22 protein-coding genes and 1 pseudogene are annotated in these 19,464 nt (G+C 60.8%); 10 read left to right on the top strand and 13 right to left on the bottom strand.

Annotation, left to right across the window (positions count from 1 at the left end):
- Positions 1–19: 19 nt before the first annotated feature.
- Complete coding sequence (locus tag EDE09_RS13220) at positions 20–1,024, top strand: DUF2125 domain-containing protein (protein ID WP_105372687.1); 1,005 nt, start codon at positions 20–22, stop codon at positions 1,022–1,024.
- A 5-nt stretch (positions 1,025–1,029) separates the two neighbouring features.
- Here EDE09_RS13220 and EDE09_RS13215 read toward each other — a convergent pair whose 3' ends face one another.
- Positions 1,030–1,956: a prephenate/arogenate dehydrogenase family protein gene (locus EDE09_RS13215; protein ID WP_105372688.1), complete on the bottom strand. Its 927-nt coding sequence runs from the start codon at positions 1,954–1,956 to the stop codon at positions 1,030–1,032.
- Positions 1,953–3,074, bottom strand: coding sequence for a histidinol-phosphate transaminase (gene hisC, locus EDE09_RS13210; RefSeq protein WP_132410908.1), 1,122 nt, complete (start codon positions 3,072–3,074; stop codon positions 1,953–1,955). The genes EDE09_RS13215 and hisC overlap by 4 nt, the downstream gene beginning before the upstream one ends.
- A gap of 180 nt (positions 3,075–3,254) precedes the next feature.
- Between hisC and EDE09_RS28170 the strand changes: the two genes are divergently transcribed.
- Positions 3,255–3,683: a nuclear transport factor 2 family protein gene (locus EDE09_RS28170; RefSeq protein ID WP_157949049.1), complete on the top strand. Its 429-nt coding sequence runs from the start codon at positions 3,255–3,257 to the stop codon at positions 3,681–3,683.
- A gap of 15 nt (positions 3,684–3,698) precedes the next feature.
- Here EDE09_RS28170 and EDE09_RS13200 read toward each other — a convergent pair whose 3' ends face one another.
- Positions 3,699–4,439, bottom strand: coding sequence for a class I SAM-dependent methyltransferase (locus EDE09_RS13200; RefSeq protein WP_105372690.1), 741 nt, complete (start codon positions 4,437–4,439; stop codon positions 3,699–3,701).
- Positions 4,440–4,521: 82 nt separating this feature from the next.
- Here EDE09_RS13200 and gloB point away from each other — a divergent pair, with 82 nt between their 5' ends.
- Both gloB and EDE09_RS13190 read left to right on the top strand, forming a co-directional pair.
- Positions 4,522–5,292 carry a hydroxyacylglutathione hydrolase gene (gene gloB, locus EDE09_RS13195; protein ID WP_132410906.1) on the top strand — a complete coding sequence of 257 codons (771 nt, stop codon included), beginning with the start codon at positions 4,522–4,524 and terminating at the stop codon, positions 5,290–5,292.
- Positions 5,293–5,709, top strand: coding sequence for a cupin domain-containing protein (locus EDE09_RS13190; RefSeq protein ID WP_105372692.1), 417 nt, complete (start codon positions 5,293–5,295; stop codon positions 5,707–5,709).
- Between the two features lie 14 nt (positions 5,710–5,723).
- Here EDE09_RS13190 and EDE09_RS13185 read toward each other — a convergent pair whose 3' ends face one another.
- The 3 genes from EDE09_RS13185 to EDE09_RS13175 are packed head-to-tail and all read right to left on the bottom strand — an operon-like array spanning position 5,724 to position 8,102.
- Positions 5,724–6,377: a lysoplasmalogenase family protein gene (locus tag EDE09_RS13185; RefSeq protein WP_132410904.1), complete on the bottom strand. Its 654-nt coding sequence runs from the start codon at positions 6,375–6,377 to the stop codon at positions 5,724–5,726.
- A 35-nt stretch (positions 6,378–6,412) separates the two neighbouring features.
- Positions 6,413–7,300 carry an EamA family transporter gene (locus EDE09_RS13180; protein WP_105372775.1) on the bottom strand — a complete coding sequence of 296 codons (888 nt, stop codon included), beginning with the start codon at positions 7,298–7,300 and terminating at the stop codon, positions 6,413–6,415.
- 31 nt (positions 7,301–7,331) lie between these two features.
- Positions 7,332–8,102, bottom strand: coding sequence for a DUF3108 domain-containing protein (locus tag EDE09_RS13175; protein WP_105372694.1), 771 nt, complete (start codon positions 8,100–8,102; stop codon positions 7,332–7,334).
- Positions 8,103–8,351: 249 nt separating this feature from the next.
- Between EDE09_RS13175 and rpmB the strand changes: the two genes are divergently transcribed.
- Together rpmB and EDE09_RS13165 are read left to right on the top strand one after the other, a co-directional pair.
- Positions 8,352–8,642, top strand: coding sequence for a 50S ribosomal protein L28 (gene rpmB / locus EDE09_RS13170; RefSeq protein WP_105372695.1), 291 nt, complete (start codon positions 8,352–8,354; stop codon positions 8,640–8,642).
- A gap of 115 nt (positions 8,643–8,757) precedes the next feature.
- Complete coding sequence (locus EDE09_RS13165; RefSeq protein ID WP_132410902.1) at positions 8,758–9,396, top strand: VUT family protein; 639 nt, start codon at positions 8,758–8,760, stop codon at positions 9,394–9,396.
- Between the two features lie 21 nt (positions 9,397–9,417).
- On the opposite strand, the gene EDE09_RS13160 is transcribed toward EDE09_RS13165, so the two are convergent.
- The 4 genes from EDE09_RS13160 to EDE09_RS13145 all read right to left on the bottom strand — a co-directional run bounded on the left by EDE09_RS13160 (position 9,418) and on the right by EDE09_RS13145 (position 14,014).
- Positions 9,418–10,407, bottom strand: coding sequence for an esterase-like activity of phytase family protein (locus EDE09_RS13160; RefSeq protein ID WP_105372697.1), 990 nt, complete (start codon positions 10,405–10,407; stop codon positions 9,418–9,420).
- A gap of 8 nt (positions 10,408–10,415) precedes the next feature.
- On the bottom strand, positions 10,416–12,314 hold the full coding sequence (cobT, locus tag EDE09_RS13155) for a cobaltochelatase subunit CobT (protein WP_105372698.1): 1,899 nt from the start codon (positions 12,312–12,314) through the stop codon (positions 10,416–10,418).
- 15 nt (positions 12,315–12,329) lie between these two features.
- The gene (cobS, locus tag EDE09_RS13150; protein ID WP_105372699.1) at positions 12,330–13,322 is read right to left on the bottom strand and encodes a cobaltochelatase subunit CobS; all 993 of its coding nucleotides are present in this window, start codon (positions 13,320–13,322) and stop codon (positions 12,330–12,332) included.
- Between the two features lie 62 nt (positions 13,323–13,384).
- Positions 13,385–14,014 carry a J domain-containing protein gene (locus EDE09_RS13145; protein WP_105372700.1) on the bottom strand — a complete coding sequence of 210 codons (630 nt, stop codon included), beginning with the start codon at positions 14,012–14,014 and terminating at the stop codon, positions 13,385–13,387.
- A gap of 103 nt (positions 14,015–14,117) precedes the next feature.
- Between EDE09_RS13145 and EDE09_RS13140 the strand changes: the two genes are divergently transcribed.
- Entirely contained in the window at positions 14,118–14,399 is a 282-nt protein-coding gene (locus EDE09_RS13140; protein WP_105372701.1) for a BolA family transcriptional regulator, read from the top strand.
- A gap of 57 nt (positions 14,400–14,456) precedes the next feature.
- Here the strand turns inward: EDE09_RS13140 and EDE09_RS13135 are convergent.
- The 3 genes and pseudogenes from EDE09_RS13135 to EDE09_RS13125 form a co-directional block, all read right to left on the bottom strand.
- Positions 14,457–15,329: pseudogene (locus tag EDE09_RS13135) on the bottom strand (transporter associated domain-containing protein); the annotation flags it as partial.
- 11 nt (positions 15,330–15,340) lie between these two features.
- A complete protein-coding gene (gene aroB / locus EDE09_RS13130) occupies positions 15,341–16,483 on the bottom strand; it encodes a 3-dehydroquinate synthase (protein ID WP_205839342.1) in 1,143 nt (380 codons plus the stop codon).
- Entirely contained in the window at positions 16,480–17,079 is a 600-nt protein-coding gene (locus tag EDE09_RS13125) for a shikimate kinase (protein ID WP_105372777.1), read from the bottom strand. Before EDE09_RS13125 ends, aroB begins: the two co-directional genes overlap by 4 nt.
- 144 nt (positions 17,080–17,223) lie before the next feature.
- Between EDE09_RS13125 and EDE09_RS13120 the strand changes: the two genes are divergently transcribed.
- The 3 genes from EDE09_RS13120 to EDE09_RS13110 all read left to right on the top strand — a co-directional run bounded on the left by EDE09_RS13120 (position 17,224) and on the right by EDE09_RS13110 (position 19,356).
- Positions 17,224–17,382 carry a hypothetical protein gene (locus tag EDE09_RS13120; RefSeq protein ID WP_105372703.1) on the top strand — a complete coding sequence of 53 codons (159 nt, stop codon included), beginning with the start codon at positions 17,224–17,226 and terminating at the stop codon, positions 17,380–17,382.
- A 12-nt stretch (positions 17,383–17,394) separates the two neighbouring features.
- The gene (xerD, locus tag EDE09_RS13115) at positions 17,395–18,339 is read left to right on the top strand and encodes a site-specific tyrosine recombinase XerD (RefSeq protein WP_105372704.1); all 945 of its coding nucleotides are present in this window, start codon (positions 17,395–17,397) and stop codon (positions 18,337–18,339) included.
- A gap of 63 nt (positions 18,340–18,402) precedes the next feature.
- Positions 18,403–19,356, top strand: coding sequence for an acetyl-CoA carboxylase carboxyltransferase subunit alpha (locus EDE09_RS13110; protein WP_132410900.1), 954 nt, complete (start codon positions 18,403–18,405; stop codon positions 19,354–19,356).
- Positions 19,357–19,464 lie beyond the last annotated feature (108 nt).

Genomic DNA, 19,464 nt, shown 5'->3' with positions numbered 1-19,464 from the left:
AGCACCATTGGAGAACATCATGGCAGCGTCAAGCCGATCCGGCGTCAGCGGAAAATTGTGGCTACTCGCCTGCAGTGTGGTGGTGGCGATCGCCCTCTACACCGCCGGCTGGTTCTATGCCGCCTCGGTGCTCAAGGAGCAGACCCTGGCCCTCCTCGGCAGCCAGCGCAACAAGGGTATTGCCGCCGAATGCAGTGAAGCCGACTACCGGGGCTATCCTTTCCGAATCGGACTGTTCTGCTCCAAGGTTTCGGTCGACGATCAGGTGAACGGGATTTCGGCCAATTTCGGCGCGCTGCGCTCCGCCGCCCAGGTCTACAATCCCGGGCATATCGTCTGGGAGCTCGATTCGCCCGTCGAAATTCGCACCGGCCATGGCCTTTCGGTGTCAACAAACTGGGAAAACTTCCAATCGAGTCTCGTAACCAAACTTCGGGGCGTGGAACGCGCCTCGACGGTGATCGAGAACTCCAGGACCAGCGTCGTCTCTTCCGCGACCGGCCAGGCCGTCGATATCAGTGCGGCGCATACGGAGATCCATCTGCGCCAGAACGGCAGCGATCTCGATGCGGCGATCACCCTGGAAAACACCGACACGACGATCAAGGACATGCCGCAAATCCTGCCGAGCCTGTCTGCGAATGCCGATGTGACGCTGGTCGGCCGCGCCGGCATGATCGACGGCAGCGACGCGAACGGGCTCGTGCTCTACGAGACCGAAGGAGAATTGCGCAGCTTCTCCGCCGATCTCGGTCAAGGACGGGTGATCACGGTTTCCGGCCCGTTTTCATTCGATGGAGACGGATACCTGTCGGGCAAGCTGAAATTCCGGATCGAGCAGGTCGACGGATGGCGCAATAGCCTCACAGAGGCCTTCCCTGACATAGCACCGATGCTCGATACCGCCGCCAACATGCTCTCCGCGCTCGGCGGGGGTCGCAGCGCCTCGCTGGACCTGACCATCAAACGGGGCAAGGTCTTTGCCGGCGGCTTTATCCAGATCGGCGAAATTCCGCCGATCTGAACTGGCTATTTCTTCTGGTCGAGCGCGTGGCGACCGAAATCCGGCGCGTCCACATCCTGACCGGCCTGGACGATGGAACGGCGAATGGCGCGGGTGCGGGTGAAGAGCTCGAACAGCTTGTCACCCTCTCCCCAGCGAATGGCCCGCTGCAGATAGGCAAGGTCCTCCGAAAACCGCGCCAGCATTTCCAGGATCGCGTCCTTGTTGTGCAGGCAGACGTCGCGCCACATGGTGGGATCGGATGCCGCCAGACGCGTAAAATCGCGGAAGCCGGAGGCGGAATATTTGATCACTTCCGATTCGGTGACCGTCTCGAGATCGTCTGCCGTCCCGACGATGTTGTAGGCGATGATATGCGGCAGGTGCGAGACGATCGCCAGCACCTTGTCGTGATGCTGCGCATCCATCTCGTCGATCAGCGAGCCAAGCGCCATCCAAAACGACTTGAGCCGGTCGAGCGCCGCCTGGTCCGTTCCCGGCAATGGCGTAAAGATGCACCAGCGATCACGAAACAGACCGGTAAAACCCGCATCCGGGCCGGATTTTTCCGTTCCGGCGAGCGGATGGCCGGGGATGAAATGCACGTTCTCCGGTATGTGCGGCGCCATCTGTGCAATGACGGAGGCCTTGGTCGAACCCACATCCGTGACGATGGCGCCCGGTTTGAGATTGGCGGCAATCTGCTTTGCAACCTCTTCCGACGCGCCGACCGGCACGGAAACGATCACCAGGTCGGCATCCCGGACCGCTTCCGCCGCAGACGCCGTATAACGGTTGCCAAGCTTCAATTCCTCGGCCCGCCGCAACGTCTCGCCGCTTCGGCTTGATATGACCACCTCGCCTGCCAGGCCCAGTTCCCGGACATCACGTGCGATCGACGATCCAATGAGGCCGATGCCGATCAGGGCGATCCGGTCGAAATGCACAGTCATGCGCTCTTGCCTTGCCCTTGGCCCATGAATTCGCCAAGCGTTTCGATAACGCCGCGATTGGCTTCTTCCGAACCGACAGTCATGCGCAGCGCGTTCGGGAAACCATATCCTTTCACCGCGCGGAGAATGTAGCCGCGGCTCGTCAGGAAGGCGTCTGCGTCGGTTGCACGCTTGCCGTCGATATCGGGGAAATGGATCAGCACGAAATTGGCGACGGATGGCGTCACCCTCAGGCCAAGCGCCTCGAAGGCGTGCGTGAGCTTGTCGAGCCACAACTGATTGTGTTCGACGGCCTGTTCTACGAAGGCCTGGTCGCGGATCGCGGCCGCACCGGCGGCAATCGCCGGCGCATTCATGTTGAACGGGCCGCGAACGCGGTTCAGCGCGTCGAGAATGCCGGCAGGACCGTACATCCAGCCGATACGGAGCGCGGCAAGGCCATAGACCTTCGAAAAAGTGCGGGTCATCACGACGTTGCGGTTGGACGAAACCAGTTCCAGGCCCGCTTCGTAATCGTTTTTCCGCACATATTCGGCATAGGCTGCGTCGAGCACGAGGATGACGTGCTTTGGCAGACCGGCATGCAGGCGCCGGATATCGGCGACGGGAACATAGGTCCCGGTTGGATTGCCAGGATTGGCAATGAAGACCATCTTCGTCTTCGGCGTCACCGCCGCAAGGATGGCATCGACATCGACAGTGCCTTCCTTTTCCTTGACGGTCACAGGAGTGGCACCGGCGCCCATGATCTGGATCTTGTAGACCAGGAAACCGTGCTCGGTGATGATCGCCTCATCGCCCGCGGCGAGATAGACGTGGCAGAGCAGGCCGAGCAATTCGTCCGAACCATTGCCGCACATGATGTTGGCGACATTCAAGCCATGCACCGAGGCAATCGCCTCGCGCAGCGCCAGTGCCTGACCATCAGGATAAAGCTCGAGATGGCTTGCGGCCTGCTTGAACGCCTCGATCGCCTTCGGGCTCGGCCCGAGAGGAGTCTCGTTGGAGGACAGCTTGAAGACCCGCGCCACGCCCGGAGCATGTTCCTTGCCGGGCACATAGGCGGCGATATCCAGAATGCCTGGACGAGGAACGGGCTCATTGGTGACGATGTTCATCGGATCGACCTCTTCGGAATGCCTTACGCGGCGGGTGATCCAGTGGCATTAAAGCCGAAAACGGCCTTTGTCGAGAGAGGCCGGTTTCTGCCACCCATTCGATTTCTTGATGCCCGGTTGTCGGAAATGCCCGCCGGCCATACGTCTTCCACAAAGACCAAAACCTCAAGGAGCAAAAACATGAGCGTTGGAGATCATGACGATATCAGAGTGCTGTTGGACGATTGGGCCCAGGCCCTGCGTGACAAGGATGCCGATGCGATCATCGCCTGCGAATCCCCCAACATCCGCGCATTCTCGCTTGCTGCGCCTCTGGAAACGATCGGGAACGACAGAGCCGGTTTGCAGGCATGGTTGGACACCTGGGAAGGTGGACTGGAGTTTGAGATCCGGAATACCGATCTGCGCGTCGGAGGCGACATTGCATGGTGCAGCGCGCTTGCGCGCCTCGCCGGCAGGAAGATCGGCACGGGAGAAAGCGGCCTCTGGTTTCGCCTGACCGTGGCCTTCGCGCGCGAGGACGGCCGCTGGAAGATTGCTCATACGCACGAGTCCGTACCCTTCGCGATGGAGGGGCAACCGCTTGCGCTTTTGGACCTTAAGCCGTGAAGCCCAAGGCACGCCTTAACACGTTCTGGTCGTCGGTACGCCCTGCGGCGCCAGCACCGGAACGAAAACACGGCGGGAGGCGCGCGCTGCGACCGGCAGTCCCTGATAGAGACGTTTCTGAGCCTCCAGCACGATGACCCCGGAGAAGACCGGCCAGAAGCGCCGGCCCAGGCGCTCAAACACGTGACGAAGCCTCAGCACGGTCGCGATCTTGGACGGCGGAAAGAACAGTGCCTCGGCGCTCGCTCCCGGCGTAAAATTCGCCTCGCGCAGCAGCGAGGTAAGCTGCCCCCTCGAATAGGGCCTGCCCGATCCGAACGGGGTGTGCTCCATGCGCGCCCAGACGCCGCGCCGGTTTGGGACGACGATGACGAGCCGCCCCCCCGGCGCCAACACCCGCCAGACTTCCTTCAGCGTCTCCCGCGGATTTTCCGCAAACTCCAGCGAATGCACCATAAGAACGCGGTCGATCGATGAATCGGGCAAAGGCAGTTCTTCGTCAAAGACCAGCGCCGTCGAGGACAGTTCTCCGACCGGCCAGTTCACCGCGCCCTGCCCCGCCGGCATGAAAGCGAAAGTCCGCTCCGTATCGGCGCGGAAGCGATCGAGATAGGGAACCGCGTAACCGAGGCCGACCAGCCGCTCCTCCGGGAGACGCGCCCAAAGCGAAGCGAGCGCCATCACGATCGACTGTTCGGCGAAGCGACCGAGGGGCGAGTGATAGAATTCACGGAGATCGACGATGTCGACGGACAAAATGCTGGCCTATGACGGTTGGACTTCGGTTGCGCAGTCTCTACATTGTTCCGCAAAGAGATTTGAGCAATAGGGGCAATGTATGAAACCACTGGAACTCGAAGTTTTTTCATGCCGAAGCGATAATTACGGCGTTCTGGTTCACGATCCGGAAAGCGGTCTCACGGCTTCGATCGACGCGCCCGAGGAAAAACCCATTCTCGACGCCGCCGCCCGCCGCGGCTGGAAAATCACCCACATCTTCACGACCCATCACCACACCGACCATGTGGAAGCGAATCTGGCGTTGAAAGAAAGATTTGGGCTTGAGATCATCGGCCCTTTCAACGAGGCGGTCGCAATCCCGGGCCTCGACAAGACGATGGCGGACGGCGACGAATTTCTCTTCGGCGAGCATCTGGTGCGTGTCTTTGAAACACCGGGACATACGGCCGGCCACATCTGCTATCATTTTCCCGACGACAAGATCCTCTTTGCGGCCGACACGCTCTTTGCGCTCGGCTGCGGCAGGCTGTTGGAACGCCCCGCTGCCGATATGTGGCATTCGCTTCAGAAGCTTGCCGTCCTGCCCGACGAGACTGCCATCTACTTCGGCCATGAATATACGCTCACCAACGCCAAGTTCGCCTTGACCATCGATCCCGACAACCCACGCCTGCGCACCCGGGCCAGGGAGATCGAAGAACTGAGGGCCGCCGGCAAATTCACGATCCCGACAATGATGGGCCTGGAGAAGGAAACCAATCCCTTCCTGCGGGCTGCCGATCCGGCCATCCGCAGAAACCTGCTGATGGAAGGAAAGAGCAACGAGGAGGTCTTTGCCGAAATCCGCAAGCGGAAGGATAATTTCTAGGTGGGTGCCGCGGAGATCATCGAAGCGCTCGGCATGCGGGAGCATCCGGAGGGCGGCTGGTATGTGGAGACCTTCCGCGATTCAGACGGCGGTGCTCGCGGCCATTCGACGGCGATCTACTATCTGCTGCAGGCGGGCGAACGGTCCCATTGGCACCGGGTGCGGGATGCCGCCGAGATCTGGCACTTTTATGCTGGAGATCCGCTGCTGCTGCGGATTTCAGATGGAACGAGCATACGGTCGGTAACGCTGGGCATCGATCTGGGCAAAGGCGAACGGCCGCAGGCAGTCGTGCCGGCGGATGCGTGGCAGGCGGCCGAGCCGCTCGGCAGCTTTACGCTCGTCGGCTGCACCGTCGCGCCCGGCTTCGAATTTTCGAGCTTCGAGATGGCCGAACCCGGCTGGGAGCCGGGCTGATATGAGGCCTTGGTTCAGAAAATGGGCAACCCGGTAAAGGCCAGAGTGTAAACCAATTGGGCTGTGTAATAGGTGGCCCAGATAAAGCCTTTCAGCCTCTTCGTGACCGGATCGTGCGGCTTCAGCAGGAACCTCTGAATTGCAAGCCCTGCGTCCGACAGGACGAAAAGCGCTGCTCCAACAGAGGGAAGGACTGGCTTCAGCGAAAGCGCGGAGAGCGCCATCGCGACAATCGCCGCGGCGTAGACCATGACAGGTACTGCGAGAGGCCCGGCAGGCCGCCAAAGCAGGAGAAGCATCATGGCCGCGAGAACAACGAAGAACCAGGCCGCTGCGTAACGCCAAGCGCTATCGGTGATCAGCGAAGGTTCGATCGAGGGCCAGAAGAGCACGACTAAGGCGAGATGCGAGACAAGGAAGGCAGCCAGGCCGGCAAGGAAAGGCGATCGCCCGTCATAGGCGAGGCAGGCGTCGCCGAGGGCCGCCAGAGCAAGTGCGGCCACGAGAAGCAGCGGCCCGCCGGCTGACAAGGCATAAACCGCCAGCAGTGCGACCGGAAACATCTTCAGTACAGCGCGAAACTGGCCAGCCGGCTTCTCCAGCCAACGGAAATAGAAAAGTGCGGACGCCACGGACGCGGCTAGCACCCCAGATAAAAAGATGAACATTTCTCCCCCCAACGCCCCCGGACTTCCGGGGACGCCTATTCAGCAATAGCTTCTCCAACCGGCTTCGGCCGCAGCATATCGCGCGCCGCCAGCACCGCTCCGCCCGTGATCAGCAGGCAGGCAACCACGATGCGCCAGTCGGGTTCCGCAAACCCGGACGCGACGAGGATCAGCGTCGACAGAAGCGGCGCCGCATAACTCGCCGCTCCGATGATCTGGATGTCGCCGTTCTTGACACCGTAATCCCAAGCATAGAAAGCCGCGCCAACCGGCAGAAGCCCAAGGCCGACGACCGCCGCCCACTCGCCGGTACTGGCGGGCCAGACCGTCGTCTCGATTGCCAGATGGCAGATCAGCGACAGCGCGGACGTCGCGAGGCAGAAGCCGGTCACCACATCCGTCGATACCCGATCGAACCGCCGCGTCAACAGCGAGTAACCGGACCAGGTAAAGGCGCAGAGGAACGCAGCGCCATAACCGAGGGTATAGGCCCCATCGAAGGAGAGGCCATTGCGGGAAACGATGGTGATCGTACCGAGAAGCCCGGAAATTGCGCCGACCAGATGATACCAGCGCAATTTCTCGCCCGGCAGCAAAGCCGAGCCGACGACGATGAAAAGCGGCCAGAGGTAGGCGATCAGACCAGCCTCGACGGCGGGAGCATTCCTGAGTGCGGTAAAGTAGAGAAAGTGATAGCCGAAGAGGCCGCCGATCCCTGTAATCCAGACCTTCGGCGATTGCCTGAGCAGCCGGATACGCTGCGGGCGAAAGATGAAGAGGACGATGCCGGGCAGGCTGCCGATGGCGAAGGTGACGGCAGAAAGCTGGAAAGGCGGCATCTTGCCGGATGCAGCCGTCATCAGGGCAAGAAGCGACCACATCAGGATCGCCGCGAAGCCGATCAGTGTTCCCCGGATTTTCACTCCTGCCCCCTCGACGCCGCCGGGCGTCACCTCAGCCGCCGTATTTCACAGCGGTCACGTAGACTTGCCCCATCCTCGTCGGGATGCGGGCATAGACGGGAGCATATACATTTGCGGACTGTGCCTTGGCAAACCAGATTTCCATCGGCGTCTTCTTCAGATATTCGATATCGCTGCGGCCGCGCCGGAAACCGGATTTGGGCACATAACGGATCGAACAGACGATTGCCTCACCGTCGAACCCTTTGGTCGAAAATGGTTTGGTGCCCTTCGGCGTCAAAACGAGATCCATGCGCGACTCGCCGTCATAGATCGGCAGTCGGCTCGGGCAGACCGTGGCACTGGCCGGAAAGATGAGACCGCTCAGTGGATCGAGCACGGATCTAAGATCGTTATCCGTCACCGGGATCCAGTTTTTCGGGTTGCGTTTCGGCTCCGGCTTGACCGTAGTTTCGGTTACGTCGCCATTGCGATATTCCACGTCATAGACGCGGGTGCGCTTGCCGGCGCTGTAGACCAGATTGTAACGGTCCGCCTGCAGCTTGTCGTCCAGCATGCGTCCGTTCACGCTGGTCTCGGCGGAAATTCGGCTGATGATATCGACGATTCCCGCCGACTTGAAAGTGCCAGTGATCCGGTAGGCGCTCTCATCGAATTCGCTGGCAAAGGAAGCCCTGGCAATCGGCAGAATGCCGAGCTTGATGTCGTATTCGCTGACATGCCGGATCTCGGCCGAGCCGAGCGAGGCGGTTCCAAAGCCGAAAATGAGTATGGATGCACTGAAACGGCCTAGAAGGATCATGATTTGCCCTGAACGACGGGGACGCCGAAAGCGCCGTCCCGCGAACATATAGACTGGCCATAATGGCAAGAAAATAGCCGCCTTATGCGAGCGCCTATGGAATCTCTTGCGCACGGGGCAAGGTTTTGGCTTGACTGGACGGGGCTCACTGACTATAGAACCGCAACTTTCCAATCAGGACCAGTTGGATCGGCGCGCCGGGCATTGTCCGGAAGTACCATCCGATTGCAGAAGAACAAAGGTGTATCCATGTCTCGTGTGTGCGAACTGACCGGCAAGGGCGTTCAGACCGGCAACAACGTAAGCCACGCCAACAACAAGACCCGCCGCCGGTTCCTGCCGAACCTTTGCCAGGTCACGTTGATCTCCGACGCTCTCGGCCAGCGCTTCCGCCTGCGTGTTTCTGCGCATGCCCTGCGTTCGGTCGAACATCGCGGCGGCCTTGACGCCTTCCTGCTCAAGTCCGACGAAACCGAACTGTCGATGCGCGCTCGTCTGCTGCGCCGGCAGATCGCCAAGAAGACTGCCGAAGCCGCTTAATAGCTTCGCCATTTCATCATCCGGCTTGAGGAAGGCTTGAACGGCTAGCACCGTACAAGCCTTTTCTCTTGCCTTCATATCCCTCCAACTGGTGGCATCACCCAGGATAAAAAAAATGCTGAGCTCCCGCTACACCTTTATCTATGCCCTGCTTATGGCGGCCGTTGTCGTCGCCTCCAATTTCCTCGTCCAGTTCCCTGTCATGGGGACGCTGTGGGGCATCGCACTTGGCGATCTCCTCACCTGGGGCGCCTTCATCTATCCCGTCGCATTCCTTGTGACCGATCTGGCCAACCGGCAATTCGGTGCGGGCGTTGCCCGCCGTGTGGTTCTCGTGGGCTTCGTCGTCGGCGTGACGCTTTCCTTTGTCGCGGCCCCTTCGCGGATCGCCGTCGCATCGGGCACCGCCTTTCTGATTGGCCAACTTCTTGACATCTCGGTCTTCAACCAACTCCGCCGGCAGACCTGGTGGCGTGCGCCGCTGGCCGGCTCCCTCCTCGGCTCCGCACTCGATACCCTGCTTTTCTTCTCGCTGGCCTTCGCTCCGATCTTCGCCTTCATCGGCCCGAACGAGGATTTTGCAATCTCCTCGGCTCCGATCCTCGGCGTCTTCGCAGCCGAAGCTCCGCGGTGGATTTCCTGGGCGCTCGGCGATCTCGTCGTCAAGATCCTGGTCGGAGTGGTGCTGCTGCTCCCCTATGGCGCGTTGATGAACGTGCTGAAGCCGATGCCGCAGGTCGCAGCCGCTCGCTAAGCGCAGAGATTCCGGCTGATCTCACTGGTCCAGCCGGAATTCCAGCATCACGTTGCGCTGCAGGATGTTGCCGTTGTCGTCGGACACGAGGATAAGGTGCGGCTTGCCCTCCGCCCCCAGGATCACGTCGAGCCCTTCCATGTTGTCGATCGCATAGCCCATATCGGCCTCGATGAGCACCTCGCCGTCGACTACGGCGCCCGGACGAATGGTTTCTGCCTTGATCCGCCGGATGCGCATGCCGAGACCGCCGAGGTAACTGAAGCGGCGCTCGAGCAGCAGGAAATCGCCGTCGGGAAGGAAGGCGCCGTCGGTCGCGTCGTAGGGGTCGTGACGGACGACCTTGAAGACGCCCTTCAGCGGCCCTTCCAGGATTGCTGCGAAAAGGTTGCCCTCGTCATCGAGGCTGTGCTCCGTCACGACGATCAGCGAGCCCTTGAGAGCGCCGGCCTCCGGCGATGCCGCCACGGTTTCCATGCCGGCATTCATCCGGAATTCGCGGCGCGGGATGAGATTGTCGAGCGTCGTCCGCGGCCCGGATTGTTCGAAGCCGGGATCCGGGTAGACATCGATGCGATGCAGCTGTTCGAAACCGACGACCGCCTGCCCTTTCCGAAGGGCTAGCCCCTCGGCATCCGAATTGTATTTGGAGCCGGCACGATCGCCGCGGATGAGGATCGGGTTGATCGAAAGCTCCACCAGCCCGGAAAGTCGGCCTGCTGCATCGCGCTCGATCCGGCCGCTCAGCCATTCCCCCGTGTCGAGGACGGACACGAAGCTGCTTCCATCCGGGCGAAACCGGATGGCCGACAAGGATTGCAGCCGCCCATCCGACGACGAGAACTGAATGCCCCCGAGGAACTCCAAAGCACCGAACCGGGTCTCCTTCGACCCCGCCTTGAACTGGGTGATCGCCCGAGCGGTAATCGACACGGTTTGGGTTGCCGGCGCAACCGGCGACGCCAGAACGCCAAAAATGCCGAGGCAAAGGGTGAAGCGCGCAAGCTTCAAAGGATACCTCAGCTTGCCCGACGCATACGGCCAGCGGGCTTGCCACCCTTTTCCGCAAACAGTTCGGCAAGCTGCTCGGTCATCGCGCCGGCAAGTTCGTCGGCATCGACGATCGTCACAGCCTTTCGATAATACCGGGTAACGTCGTGGCCGATGCCGATCGCCAGCAGTTCAACAGGCGAACGGGTCTCGATCTGCTCAATGACGGCCCGCAAGTGCCGTTCGAGATAATTGCCCGGATTGACCGACAGCGTCGAATCGTCGACCGGCGCGCCGTCGGAGATCATCATCAGGATCTTGCGCTGCTCCGGACGATGGATCAGGCGTTGGTGCGCCCACATCAGTGCTTCGCCGTCGATATTCTCCTTGAGCAGCCCCTCGCGCATCATCAGGCCGAGATTACGGCGGGAGCGGCGCCAGGGGGCATCGGCCGACTTGTAGACGATGTGTCGGAGGTCATTCAAACGCCCGGGCGTGGCGGGTTTTCCGCCTGCCAACCATTTTTCGCGCGACTGACCGCCCTTCCAGGCTTTCGTGGTGAAGCCGAGGATCTCCACCTTGACGCCGCAGCGCTCCAGCGTGCGGGCAAGAATGTCCGCGCAGGTTGCTGCGACAGTGATCGGCCGGCCGCGCATCGATCCCGAATTGTCGATGACGAGCGAGACAACCGTATCGCGGAACTGGGTATCGCGCTCCTTCTTGAAGGAGAGCGGCTGCATCGGATCGATGATCAGGCGCACGAGGCGCGCCGGATCGAGGTAACCTTCTTCGAGGTCGAAATCCCAGGAGCGGTTCTGCTGCGCCATCAGACGGCGCTGCAGGCGGTTTGCCAGCCGGCCAACCGCGCCCTGCAGGTGAGCAAGCTGTTTGTCGAGAAAAGCGCGCAGGCGATCGAGTTCGGCCTCGTCACAAAGCTCCTCGGCCGTGACCTCTTCATCGAATTCCTGGGTGAAGATCCTGTAATCGACCTTCTCGTTGAAATCGTCGAAGGGGCTGTTGGGCCGACGTGTTTCGCCGGGAGTTTCCGAGTGTTCGTCGCTGTCTTCCGACATGTCCTCGTCGGACATTTCGGCGCCGTCCATCTCGCCATCGTCGAGTTCCTCGTCGGCGGCCTCACTCTGCTCGGCGGGAGCGGCATCGGAGCCGGCCTCCTCTTCGATCTCCTCGTTCTCGGTCTCGCCGCTGCGAGGCTGGTCTTCCTCGCTGGGATTCTCCATTTCCTCCGGCTCGGTGTCCTCGTCCGCGAACTCCTCCGCCATCTGCATGGAGGTGAGCATGTGACGCACGAGCTTGGCGAAGGCCTGCTGGTCTTCGATGACACCCCTGAGATTGTCGAGATCGCCGGCGGCCTTGTCCTCTATGAACGGCCGCCAAAGATCGAGCACCTTGCCGGCGCTGGCCGGAGGCTTCACGCCGGTCAGCTTTTCGCGTACCAACATGGCGATAGCCTCACCGACGGGCGCGTCTTCCTGACGCTCGATGCCGGAGAAATTCGCCTTTGCATATTTTTCCGTCTGCATGGCACTCAGATTGGCGGCGACACCCGCCATCCTGATGGCGCCGATCGATTCCACCCGCGCCTGCTCGACCGCATCGAACACCACGCGCGCATCGGCACCCTGAGGCGCCATGCTGGCATGGACATTCGTGTCGTGGCAGGCAAGCCGGAGCGCCATGGAGTCGCCAAGGCCGCGGGTCACCGCAAGCTCGTGCGCCGTAGGCCGCTTGGAGATTTCCGGCAGGCGAATGCGCTCGCCGGCAATGCCCGGCCGCTCGTTGGCGAACGAAACCTCGACCTCGCTGTCGCCGGCGATCGAGCGCACACAGCCGGTAATCGCCCGGCGCAGCGGCTCGGTATCAACCGGACCGCCGGGCTTGGCTTTCGAATTGTCTCCGCGACCTGCCATGACGTTTTTCCGCGCTTACGCTCCAAGAACGATGTTGGCGGCGCTTTCCTTCAATTCCACGCCGAAGGCCCGCTGGTACTGTTCGGCAACCAGCGTGCGTTCCAGTTCGTCGCACTTGTTGAGGAAGGTGATGCGGAAGGCAAAGGCGATATCACCGAAGATCTCGGCGTTTTCAGCCCAGGTGATGACGGTACGCGGGCTCATGACGGTCGAGAGATCGCCGTTTATGAAGGCCGAGCGGGTAAGATCGGCAACGCGCACCATCTTGGAGACGGTCTCGCGGCCTTCGGCGGTCGCCCCGAAGCTCTTCACCTTGGCGGCAACGATATCGACTTCCTTCTCGTGCGGCAGATAGTTCAGCGTGGTCACGATCGACCAGCGGTCCATCTGTGCCTGGTTGATCTGCTGCGTACCGTGATAGAGGCCGGTCGTATCGCCGAGGCCGACCGTGTTGGCGGTCGCGAAGATGCGGAATGCCGGGTGAGGCCGGATGACGCGGCTCTGGTCGAGCAGGGTCAGGCGGCCGGAGGATTCCAGCACGCGCTGGATGACGAACATCACGTCCGGACGGCCAGCGTCGTATTCGTCGAAGACAAGCGCGACATTGTGCTGGTAGGCCCAGGGCAGGATGCCGTCCTTGAATTCCGTCACCTGCTTGCCGTCCTTCAGGACAATCGCGTCCTTGCCGACGAGATCGATACGGCTGACATGGCTGTCGAGGTTGATGCGCACGCAGGGCCAGTTGAGGCGGGCGGCGACCTGCTCGATATGGGTCGACTTACCGGTACCGTGAAAGCCGGATACCATGACGCGTCGGTTATGCGCGAAGCCTGCGAGAATGGCGAGGGTGGTATCGCGGTCGAAAAGATAGTCGGGATCGAGGTCCGGAACGTACGGGTCGCCGTTGCTGTAGGCGGGAACCTTCAAATCGGTATCGATGCCGAAAGCTTCCCGAACCGAAACGGTGGTATCGGGAAGATTGGAAATGTCTAGATCAATCTTACTCATCATCTCTCCAAGGCGCGAGCCGCCGCCCGAGCCGTCGTCCTCACTGCCATAATTTTTACGGCTTAGCAGAAACCCGCCTGCTTCAACAACTGATATGCTTGAATAACGGCGCGAAAACGTTCTTCGGAACCGCGGTCTCCGCCGTTTGCATCCGGGTGATGCTTCTTGACCAGGTCCTTGTAGCGGCTCTTGATCTCGCTGCCCGTGGCATTGGCCGCCAGGCCCATTGTATCGAAAGCCTTCGCCTCGAGAGTCTTGAGCTTGCGCCCCTGCGTCTGGAAGCGCGATCCGCCCCCGGCGCGTGCCTGAGATACGAAGCCAAAGGGATCCTTGAACCGCTGTTGCGCGCCCGGAGCTCCCGAGCGCGCCGTAGTGTGCAGCGGCGCATCCTTGGCAGCCTTGTTGACGCCGACGGTCCAGGTGGGCCGATGGCCGGTGATCGCCTCCTTCTGATAGCGCGCGATCTCCGTGTCCGAGAGGCCGGAGAAATAATTGTAGCCCTTGTTGTATTCCTTGACGTGCTCGAAGCAGAACAGGAAAAACTGCCCTTCGGCGTTGCGGCCGACGGGGGCGCGATGGGCACCGGGTTTGTCGCACCCGTCCCATTGGCAAGTCGGTGCCTGGGGAGGCGTGTCCTCCTCCCTTTTCCGGCGCGTCCGGATACGGTCGAAATATTTGGAGTCGAGTTTCATAAGGCCCTCATTATGGGGTGGCGAACAGGGCGCGGCAAGAATTGACAAAGCGCTTTCTTACTGGTTTGTGGGATGCCCCTCTCGCATCGCAACGGAGCCAACCATGTCCGCCCGAGACCGTATCGAAGCCACGCTTGCCGAACATCTCGAACCGGAACGGCTGTATGTCATCGATGAAAGCCAGCAGCACGCCGGTCATCAGCCACATTTCACGGGAGCGGAGGGAACTCACATGCGAGTCCGCATCGTCTCGGGAAAATTTTCAGGATTGAGCCGGATCGATCGGCATCGGATGGTGAATGCGCTTCTGAAGCCTGAACTTGACGCCGGGCTCCACGCCCTCGCGGTGGAGACAGCCGCACCGGGCGAACCGACCCGCTGGTGACGGGTCTTAGATAGGAGCAGGACAGCACGCCAGCAAGGGATGGCTTGCGGAAAGCCCCTATTCCGCCGGCAGAGTGACGTCTTCCGCCGGCCGTATCCTCAATCTCGTAATCCGGTTCTTCTCCCGCTTCATCACGATGAACCGTTTGCCGTAAAACGTGAACGCCTGCCGCTCTTCCGGGATCAGCTTCGATTCGTGGATGACGAGGCCCGCAATCGTCGTCGCTTCCGTGTCGGGGAGGTTCCAGTCGAGCGCGCGATTCAAGTCGCGGATTGGCACCGAACCATCGACCACGATCGAACCATCCGCCTCCTGGCGCACCCCCTGGATCTCGATGTCGTGCTCGTCGGCGATATCGCCGACAATCTCCTCCAGAATATCCTCCAGGGTGACGATCCCCTGCACCTCGCCATATTCATCGACAACCACCGCAAAATGCATCTTGCGACGCAGAAAAGCATTCAGCTGATCCTTAAGACTCGTGCTGTCAGGCACGAACCATGGCTTCTGCGCAATTTTGACGATTTCGATGCTTTCCGGATGCACATTCTGGTCTGCAAGAGCACGCAGCAGATCCTTGGCATGCACGACGCCAATGATGTTCTCCGTCGAGTTCCGCCAGACAGGCATGCGGGTATAAGGACTTTCGAGCACCGTGCGCACCACGACTTCCGGCGGATCGTCGGCATTGATCGCCCGCATCGCAGTGCGGTGCTTCATGACATCCGAGACCTCCAGTTCTTCGAGTTCGAAGAGGCCGCTCAAACGGTCGCGGTCCTGACGGTCGAAATTGCGGTCGCGGTGCATCGCGTCGAGTGCCGCATGCAGATCGTCATGCGTGGAGAGCGTGAGGGTTTCCTGTGAAAGAGAAACGCCGAACGAACGAAGCAGCCCGCGGATCACCGCGTTGACAGCGCGCGAAAGCAGGCCTCCCTTGGATGTCATTTCGGCCGCTTTTCCTCCAGAAATCCAAGCACCTCGGAAGACGGAACGTCATCCGCAACGAACGACTGGCCGATACCGTGCGTGAGGATGAAAGTAAGCTTGCCGCTCTTGACCTTTTTGTCCTGCGTGATCGCCTCCAGAAGCCTCTCGGTAGGCGGCAGCTCGCCGGGAATGTCGTTCATCGAGATCGGCAATCCGACGGCTTTCAGGTGTGCAGCGACGCGCTGGGCATCGTCCGGGCTCGCAAGATTGAGCCGTGCAGAAAACTGGTGCGCCAGAACCATGCCGATTGCCACGCCTTCGCCATGCACCAGTCGGCTACTGTCATAGTTGGTTGCCGCTTCCAACGCATGCCCGAAGGTGTGGCCAAGGTTGAGAAGGGCGCGCCGGCCGTTCTCGCGCTCGTCTTCCACGACCACGTCTGCTTTGGCCTGGCAGCTCGCGGCGATCGCTTCGATCCGCTCTGCGCCGCCGTCAAAAACATGCTTCCAGTTCTTCTCGAGCCAGACGAAGAAGTCGGGCTTGTCGATCAGCCCGTATTTGGCGACTTCCGCATAACCGGCGCGGAACTCCCGCACCGAAAGCGAATCGAGCGCGGCCGTATCGGCAAGGACAAGGTCGGGCTGGTGGAAGACGCCGAGCAGGTTCTTGCCATGCCGGGTATTGATGCCGGTCTTGCCCCCTACAGACGAATCCACCTGCGCCAGAAGCGTGGTCGGGATCTGCACGAAGCGCACGCCCCGCCGCACGATACCGGCGGCAAATCCGGCGAGATCGCCGATCACGCCGCCGCCGAGCGCGATCACCGCATCGTTTCGTTCGATCCGCGCTGCCAGTACCATGTCGGCGACTGTCGCAAGATGCTCAAGGCTCTTGGTCTTCTCCCCCGCCGGCAATGTCAGCGATACCGCCTCGATGCCGTCCGTCTGCAGGCTGTCCATCAGCGCTTCCAGATAAAGCGGCGCAACGTGTTCGTCTGTGATGATCGCAGCTTTGCGTCCCCTAAGCCGCGACGTGATCTCGCCGCCGGCGCGGCCAATCAAGCCTGGGCCGATCAGGATATCGTAGGCCCGCTCGCCAAGCGGTACGTGCACAACACGCTCCAGAGGACGGTCCGGAGATCGGGACGACATATTCATTGCAACTCACCTTCATTGGGACGCTTGCCGATGGCAACAATGGCGGCAAGCACCGCATTGGCCATCACATCCTTACGGACATTCTCCGACCGGACGGTCAGATCCGCCTCTGCATAGATCGGATATCGCTGGTTCATCAAATTCTCGAGCGTCTGCTTCGGGTTCTCGGTCTTGAGCAACGGTCGATGATCGCGTTTGTTCACCCGCTCCCACAAAACATCGAGATCGGCTTTCAGCCAGACCGAGATGCCGCCCGCCTTGATCTGTCGTCTGGTATTTTCGTTGATGAAGGCGCCGCCGCCGGTGGAGATGACGCGTGGCCCATTCCTCAGGAGGCGCTCGATGACCCGCGTTTCCAATGCGCGAAATTCCACCTCCCCGTAGGCTGCGAAGAGCTCGCTGATCGTCATCCGCGAAACCTTCTCGATCTCCGCATCGGTGTCGATGAACGGAATCGACAGGCTCTGCGCCACCAGCCGGCCGATCACCGATTTCCCGGCGCCCATAAGGCCGACGAAGATCAGATTGCGCGAACCGAGCACGGCACGCGCCTGTTCGCTGAGTGTCGGGCCGGCGGAGGTAGCAGCTTCAGTCATCATCGTAGTCCGTTTGAAAAACGGTATCGACAAATGCTTGGGCAGCGTCAAGCCATTGCCCCCAAAGACGATGGAGGATTGTTTGTTCTTGTGGTTCGGTAAACCTTTATCGATATATTGCGTCGCAACGTCACGGAGTTTTCGATGCCCACCCTTTTCCGCTTCCTGTTCGTGCTGGCTGTGATTGCGGGCATCGTCTATGGAAGCATGGTGGCGCTTGTGACCCTGGTGGATCCGCGCGAGCGTGATGTCACCGTGCGCATCCCTTCGGAGCGGCTGAATCCGGCTCCCCCGCAGAAATAGCGAAAGACAGCGATGGTCGATCTCTCCGCCGCCCACATCGAAGCCTTTCTCGAAATGATGAGCGCCGAGAGGGGGGCTGCCGGCAACACGCTGGCTTCGTATGAACGCGACCTCGAAGACCTCCATTCCTTCCTGGCGGTGATCGGGACTTCTCCGCTGACTGCGGCAAGCAATAACCTCGCAGCCTATCTCACCCACCTCAGCAAACAGGGTTTTGCTGCATCCTCCCAGGCAAGACGGCTCTCCGCCATGCGGCAATTCTACAAGTTCCTTTATGCGGAGGGCTTGCGGGGCGATGATCCGACGGCAATCCTCGACGCGCCCAAAAAAGGCCGGACGTTGCCGAAAACGATGGGCGAGGGCGAGGTAACACGGCTGCTCGAATTTGCGGCCAAGGAGGCAGCCGACCCTGCACCGGATCAGCTTTCCCGCGTCAGAATGCTGGCGCTGCTCGAACTTCTCTATGCCACCGGCATGCGCGTCAGTGAACTGGTATCGCTGCCGGCAAAAGTCCTGGATCAGGAAGGCCGGTTCCTCATCATCAAGGGAAAAGGCAACAAGGAGCGTCTGGTCCCGCTCTCCCGCGCCGCCATCGCCGCCCTCAAGACCTATAGCGGTTTCCGCCAGGCCTCCCTCGCAAAGACCGGCAGCAGCCCCTGGCTTTTCCCTTCCGCCGGCAAGGAAGGCTATCTTCCGCGACAGGTTTTCGCCCGCGATCTCAAGGCGCTCGCCGCGCGGGCGGGACTTAGAGCCGCCGCAATCTCCCCGCATGTGATGCGCCATGCCTTTGCCAGCCATCTTTTGCAGAACGGAGCGGACCTTCGCGTGGTACAGGAGTTGCTTGGACATTCAGACATTTCCACCACGCAAATCTATACGCATGTATTGGAAGAACGGCTGCGCGAACTGGTCGAAACGCATCACCCTCTTGCAAAACAGGCCAAAAACCGGGATTAGAGGCGCCAAACCGAAATTGGGGACCCTCTTGTTCCCGAGATAAACAACCGGAAACCGGATCTCATGCAGACCTATCTCGATTTCGAAAAGCCAATCTCTGACCTCGAAGGAAAAATCCACGAGCTCAAAAAGCTTGCCTCGGAAGACGAGAGCATCGATACGTCCGAAGAGATCGGCAGGCTCGAAAGCCGGGTCAGGGAAGCGACCAGGGAAATCTACGCCAAGCTTGGCGCCTGGGAAAAAACACAGGTCGCGCGCCATCCGCAGCGCCCTCACTTCGTCGACTACGCCGCAAAGCTGTTTACCGATTTCACGCCGCTTGCGGGCGATCGCAATTTCGGCGAGGACGCCGCCATCCAGTCCGGCCTTGCCCGATTCAACGGCATGCCGGTCGCCGTCATCGGCCAGGAAAAAGGCCATGACACCAAGACGCGCCTCAAGCACAATTTCGGCAGCCCTCGCCCGGAAGGTTATCGCAAGGCGATCCGCGTCATGGAAATGGCCGACCGCTTCGGCCTGCCCGTGATCACGCTGGTGGATACTGCCGGCGCTTATCCCGGGGTCGGCGCCGAAGAGCGCGGCCAGGCGGAAGCAATCGCCCGCTCCACCGAGATGTGCCTTGCCGTCAAGGTTCCGATGATTTCCATTGTTATCGGCGAGGGCGGCTCCGGCGGAGCGATCGCCATCGCCACCGGCAACCGCGTCTACATGCTCGAACATTCGATCTATTCGGTCATTTCTCCTGAAGGTGCCGCCTCTATTCTCTGGCGCGATTCGACCCGTGCCCGCGAGGCTGCGACGAACATGAAGATAACCGCCGAAGACTTGAAGGCTCTCGGCATCATCGACGAGATCATCCCAGAACCCGTCGGCGGCGCGCATCGCGAGCCCGACACGGTGATTGCAGCAACCGGCACGGTGATCGCTTCGGCGCTTCAGGACATGAGCAGGCTTTCGGGCGAGGAATTGAGAGCCGCACGCCGGCAAAAGTTCCTCGATATCGGCCGCAACCTCTGATCTGTCGACGTTTCTCGCCGAAACAGCCAAATTTAGCCATATTGCTGATAACAGTGAAACTGGGACGGTTTCTCTAGACAGGCGGATCGAAGCGGTTAAGAAGATGTA

This window comes from Neorhizobium sp. S3-V5DH (assembly GCF_004343065.1).
In the GTDB taxonomy this organism is placed as follows: domain Bacteria; phylum Pseudomonadota; class Alphaproteobacteria; order Rhizobiales; family Rhizobiaceae; genus Neorhizobium; species Neorhizobium huautlense.
Note: the sequence above shows the minus strand (reverse complement) of the source record. Positions and strands in the feature narration are given on the sequence as shown.

Bases quoted from the DNA above. Each gene is read 5' to 3' on its own strand.
- EDE09_RS13220 (WP_105372687.1), top strand. From the start codon at position 20: ATGGCAGCGTCAAGCCGATCCGGCGTCAGCGGAAAATTGTGGCTACTC.
- EDE09_RS13215 (WP_105372688.1), bottom strand. From the start codon at position 1,956: ATGACTGTGCATTTCGACCGGATCGCCCTGATCGGCATCGGCCTCATT.
- hisC (WP_132410908.1), bottom strand. From the start codon at position 3,074: ATGAACATCGTCACCAATGAGCCCGTTCCTCGTCCAGGCATTCTGGAT.
- EDE09_RS28170 (WP_157949049.1), top strand. From the start codon at position 3,255: ATGAGCGTTGGAGATCATGACGATATCAGAGTGCTGTTGGACGATTGG.
- gloB (WP_132410906.1), top strand. From the start codon at position 4,522: ATGAAACCACTGGAACTCGAAGTTTTTTCATGCCGAAGCGATAATTAC.
- EDE09_RS13185 (WP_132410904.1), bottom strand. From the start codon at position 6,377: ATGTTCATCTTTTTATCTGGGGTGCTAGCCGCGTCCGTGGCGTCCGCA.
- EDE09_RS13175 (WP_105372694.1), bottom strand. From the start codon at position 8,102: ATGATCCTTCTAGGCCGTTTCAGTGCATCCATACTCATTTTCGGCTTT.
- rpmB (WP_105372695.1), top strand. From the start codon at position 8,352: ATGTCTCGTGTGTGCGAACTGACCGGCAAGGGCGTTCAGACCGGCAAC.
- EDE09_RS13165 (WP_132410902.1), top strand. From the start codon at position 8,758: ATGCTGAGCTCCCGCTACACCTTTATCTATGCCCTGCTTATGGCGGCC.
- cobT (WP_105372698.1), bottom strand. From the start codon at position 12,314: ATGGCAGGTCGCGGAGACAATTCGAAAGCCAAGCCCGGCGGTCCGGTT.
- cobS (WP_105372699.1), bottom strand. From the start codon at position 13,322: ATGAGTAAGATTGATCTAGACATTTCCAATCTTCCCGATACCACCGTT.
- EDE09_RS13145 (WP_105372700.1), bottom strand. From the start codon at position 14,014: ATGAAACTCGACTCCAAATATTTCGACCGTATCCGGACGCGCCGGAAA.
- EDE09_RS13140 (WP_105372701.1), top strand. From the start codon at position 14,118: ATGTCCGCCCGAGACCGTATCGAAGCCACGCTTGCCGAACATCTCGAA.
- aroB (WP_205839342.1), bottom strand. From the start codon at position 16,483: ATGAATATGTCGTCCCGATCTCCGGACCGTCCTCTGGAGCGTGTTGTG.
- EDE09_RS13125 (WP_105372777.1), bottom strand. From the start codon at position 17,079: ATGACTGAAGCTGCTACCTCCGCCGGCCCGACACTCAGCGAACAGGCG.
- EDE09_RS13120 (WP_105372703.1), top strand. From the start codon at position 17,224: ATGCCCACCCTTTTCCGCTTCCTGTTCGTGCTGGCTGTGATTGCGGGC.
- xerD (WP_105372704.1), top strand. From the start codon at position 17,395: ATGGTCGATCTCTCCGCCGCCCACATCGAAGCCTTTCTCGAAATGATG.
- EDE09_RS13110 (WP_132410900.1), top strand. From the start codon at position 18,403: ATGCAGACCTATCTCGATTTCGAAAAGCCAATCTCTGACCTCGAAGGA.